Genomic DNA, 4,510 nt, shown 5'->3' with positions numbered 1-4,510 from the left:
GATTGTAGAGTTCGGCATGGATTCAAAAAGAAATAGAGATAAAGAGTTTCTAAAAAACAGGGCACTAGAAGCTAAAAAACTCATAGATAGTCTAAATCCGGATGTAGTTATTACTTCTGATGATAATGCTGAAAAATATCTTGTTAAACCATATTATAAAGACTCTAAAATACCTTTTGTATTTTGCGGAGTCAACTGGACAATAAAAGAGTATGGTTTTCCATATAAAAACATGACAGGTATGATAGAAATAAAACCTGTTAAATCTATCTTTAAAATAGCACTAAACCTTTCAAGAGGAAAAAGAGCTATATTTTTGGGAGAAAATACTTTTACAGATAAAAAAGACTTAACTTTTTTAAAAGAGTATGCCAAGAAACACAGTATTATATTAGATAGTTATTTAACTACAAATATCAAAGATTGGAAAATAGCTTATAAAAAAGCCCAGAAAAATTATGATTTTATTATATTAGGAAACCGCTCCATAATAATAGACTGGGAATACACTAAAATGAAAAGTTTTATATTTAAAAATAGCAAAATACCCTCTTTCTGTACAACTGATTGGATGATGCCGTACTCTACTGTAGGTTTAATTCCCATTTCTGCAGAGCAAGGCATCTGGGCAGCAAATACAGCAAAAGCCATCCTTAATGGCTACCCAATAGAGCATATATCGATAACAACAAATAAGCAATGGAACTACTATTTGAATTTAGAATTATTAAATGCTTCAAATATTAAGGCACCTAGACCTTTATTAATAAAATCAAAAAAATATGAAGAAAACTTTTAGTTTTTTACTTAGATATACATATTAATATTTTTTATGAATTAATCTTGTTATAATGTTTATATATCAAAATTAGGATTTGTAAATGTATTCTAAAAAAATAATTTTCTCACTATTACTTTTACTTCCATTATCCCTTTTTTCAAAAGACTTAAAAACTTGTGTATATATTAACTCTTATCATGTTGGATATTATTGGTCAGATGGAATTTCAAAAGAGATTAAGAAAATATTAAAAGATACTTGTAAGATTGTAGAGTTCGGCATGGATTCAAAAAGAAATAGAGATAAAGAGTTTCTAAAAAACAGGGCACTAGAAGCTAAAAAACTCATAGATAGTCTAAATCCAGATGTAGTTATTACTTCTGATGATAATGCTGCAAAATATCTTATAAAACCATATTATAAAGATTCTAAAATACCCTTTGTTTTTTGTGGAGTTAACTGGACAGTAGAAGAGTATGACTTCCCATATAAGAATGTTAAAGGCATAATCGAAATTAAGTCTATTAAAGCTATGTTTGAGATAGCTTTAAATATTACAACAGGAAACAAAGTTCTTTTTTTAGGAGAAAAAACTTTATCAGATTCAAAAGATTTGCTTTATCTAAAAGATTATGCAAAAAGAAATAATATAATATTAGATACATATTCAGCCACTACAGTAAAGAACTGGAAAATGGCTTACCTAGAAGCTCAAAAAAAATATGATTTTATTGTTCTAGGGAACTATGCAAGCATAAAAAACTGGAATGATAAAGATATATATGATTTCATATTTAAAAATAGTAAGGTACTCTCTTTATGTACATATCAAGGCATGATTCCTTACTCTATGGTAAGTTTAGTTTCTGTACCAGAGGAACAAGGTATATGGGCAGCGAATACTGCAAAGGCAATCCTTGATGGCTATTCTATTAAAAATGTTTTAATAGCAACAAATAAAAGATGGGCTCATTACCTAAATATGGAACTATTAAATTTGGCAAATATTAAAGTACCTAGGTCATTACTAATAAAATCAAAAAAATATGAAAGGAATTAATTTTGCAAAGATCTATTTTTTCCCTAAAAACTAAAATATTTATCTTTTTATTTAACACTTTAATGCTTTTTGTGGTTGGATATTTTCAATATAAATACCAAGAACAAGATTTGGAGACTAAGTTTAATGTTCAAGTAGATGCTATTGATAAACAATTCTCAAATAAAATAGCAACGATAAAAGGTGTTATAACATCTATTAGTAGTTACTATAAGTCTTCACCAGAGATAGACTCTTCTTCTTTTTCAACACTTGGAAAAGATTTACTTTCATACTATGACTACATAGATGGATTAGGTTTTGCTACCATAGTAAATAATAGTGAAAAGATTTCTTTTTCACAAGATATGCAAGACTCAGGTTTTTATGGATTTAAATTTAAAAATTATGATAGCTCTGCAAACTTAGTTGAGTCAACTACAGTCGCTCCAAGATATGCTCCTTTGATTTTTATAGAACCGTCTTCTTATAAATATACGCGATTTTATGGTTATGATATGTACAATGATGAAACATTTAAAGAAGCCTTTGTTAAAGCTTCCCTAAGTGATGAAGTAGCAATAAAAGATATGGTAAAAAGTAAGTTTGGCGATTATTTTCATTTCTTTATAAAAGCTACTTACAATGGTCATATTAAAGAAGATACTGATGAATATAGATTTAAAAATACTAATGGTTTTTATATTATTAATATTAATCTTAATAATATTCTTTTAGAACTACAAGAAAAATATGCTCATTATAATATACAAGTAGTTGAACTTAACGCTTATGAGGATATTAAAAATCAAACATTATCTGAAGATACTTTAAACTTTAAAAAATTAGAATATTTTAAAAAAGTTGATGATTTTGAGAGAAGTCATCTTTACATATCTAAAAGATTAAAGTTTAGTGACTTTAACTTTTTAACTTTTACACTAACTATACTTCTTATAATATTTATGCAAATAATCTATGTTTATATTTGGCGTAAAGATACAATATCAAAAAATAAACTAAGATATAAAGCAACTCATGATTCTTTAACAAACTTATATAGTAGAAACTATTTTAAAGAAAATGCTCATATCAAAATTTCAAATGTTAAACGTAATCAAAAATATAAAGCGGCTGTGCTTTTTATTGATTTAGATATGTTTAAAGAAATCAATGACTCTTTTGGTCATAATTTTGGAGATAAAGTACTTATAAACATATCTCAACGTATAAGTCTAGTTATGAGAGAAAATGATATTCTTAGCAGACATGGAGGAGATGAATTTTTAATCTTCCTTGATGGGATTACAAGTAATAAAGAGATAGAAAATATAGTAAAGAAAATCATGTCTTGTCTTAGCAAACCTATATATTTTAATACAAATAAAATATCTGTAACTGTTAGTGTTGGTATTTCAATTTTTCCAAATGATGGAGATAGTGTTGATAATCTAATGAAGTTTGCTGATTCTGCAATGTTTAAAGCAAAAGATGATGGTAGAAATACTTTTAAATTTTATGATAAAGAAATGACAAGGGAAGTTTTACAAAGGGTAATTATGGAGAACAAGTTAAAAGAAGCGATTAAACATGATGAGTTTGTTGTTTTTTATCAGCCCCAATTTAATGGCATAACAAATGAAATTACTGGGCTTGAAGCACTTGTAAGATGGCAAGATAAGGAAAGAGGACTTGTTTTTCCAAATGACTTTATAATACTTGCAGAAAATACTGGACTAATTGTCGCTCTAGATAGACTAGTTATGAAGCAAGCTATGAATCAGTTTTGCATATGGAAAAAAGAGGGCTTAAAATTAGGAAGACTATCTCTTAACTTATCAACAAAACAGCTTAAAAGTGCTGACTTTATAGATGTACTTACTGATATGACTTCAAAATATGAGTGTTTGGCTGATGACATTGAACTTGAGGTTACTGAGAGTGGAATAATGGAAGATCCAACTGCATCTATTAAAAAACTTGAAAAGATAAGTGCCTTAGGCTTTAAAATTTCTATTGATGACTTTGGTACTGGATACTCATCTTTGGCTTATCTCAAAAAACTTCCTATTGACAAATTAAAAATAGATAAATCATTTATTGATGGTTTACCAGATAATGAAGAAGATATTGCTATCGCTCAATCTGTTATTGCCTTAGCAAAAAGTTTAAAGATGGACTTAATTGCTGAAGGTGTTGAAACGATAGAGCAAAAAGACTTTTTAGTAAAAAATGGTTGTCACAAGATACAAGGTTATTACTATGCAAAACCTATGAGGAAAGAAGATTTAGAAATATTTTTGAAACAGCATTCTGTATAAATCTCATACCAACTTCTGATACTATTAGCCTTCCATTTTTCTTGTTGCTCCTGTGTAGCGAGATACATCATCTTAAAAGCTGACTCAACAGTTGGAAAAGAGCCTTTAGATTTAGTCTTTCTTTTAATGCTTGCATTTAGGGATTCTATTGGGTTCGTTGTATAAATCATCTTTCTTACAGAATCTGGATATTTAAAAAAAGTGGATAGTTCAGCTCAATGGTTAGTCCAAGAAGCAGTAATATTAGGATATTTTTTACCCCATATATCATTGAATATAATGGTTCCCTTTTTCAAGACCAGTAAAACAAGTTTTCTTATTTCACCTCTTTACGATACCAGTGGTAACAGTTTTTGTCTCCTAGGGTCT

At 28.1% G+C, this 4,510-nt stretch carries 3 protein-coding genes and 1 pseudogene; 3 read left to right on the top strand and 1 reads right to left on the bottom strand.

From position 1 onward, the window contains the following. The 3 genes from QZZ48_RS14265 to QZZ48_RS14255 all read left to right on the top strand — a co-directional run. A partial coding sequence (locus QZZ48_RS14265; protein WP_294966926.1) for an ABC transporter substrate binding protein occupies positions 1-799 on the top strand: 799 nt, incomplete at its 5' end. A gap of 82 nt (positions 800-881) precedes the next feature. Continuing rightward, complete coding sequence (locus tag QZZ48_RS14260) at positions 882-1,841, top strand: ABC transporter substrate binding protein (RefSeq protein ID WP_294966925.1); 960 nt, start codon at positions 882-884, stop codon at positions 1,839-1,841. 2 nt (positions 1,842-1,843) lie between these two features. Continuing rightward, positions 1,844-4,141 carry an EAL domain-containing protein gene (locus QZZ48_RS14255; RefSeq protein WP_294966924.1) on the top strand — a complete coding sequence of 766 codons (2,298 nt, stop codon included), beginning with the start codon at positions 1,844-1,846 and terminating at the stop codon, positions 4,139-4,141. Here the strand turns inward: QZZ48_RS14255 and QZZ48_RS15865 are convergent. After that, positions 4,081-4,341: pseudogene (locus tag QZZ48_RS15865) on the bottom strand (transposase); the annotation flags it as partial. The gene QZZ48_RS14255 and the pseudogene QZZ48_RS15865 overlap by 61 nt on opposite strands. Between the last annotated feature and the right edge of the window lie 169 nt (positions 4,342-4,510).

The sequence above is a fragment of the Sulfurimonas sp. genome, assembly GCF_016744025.1.
Lineage (GTDB): Bacteria > Campylobacterota > Campylobacteria > Campylobacterales > Sulfurimonadaceae > Sulfurimonas.
This window is presented reverse-complemented; position numbering and strand designations above follow the sequence as displayed.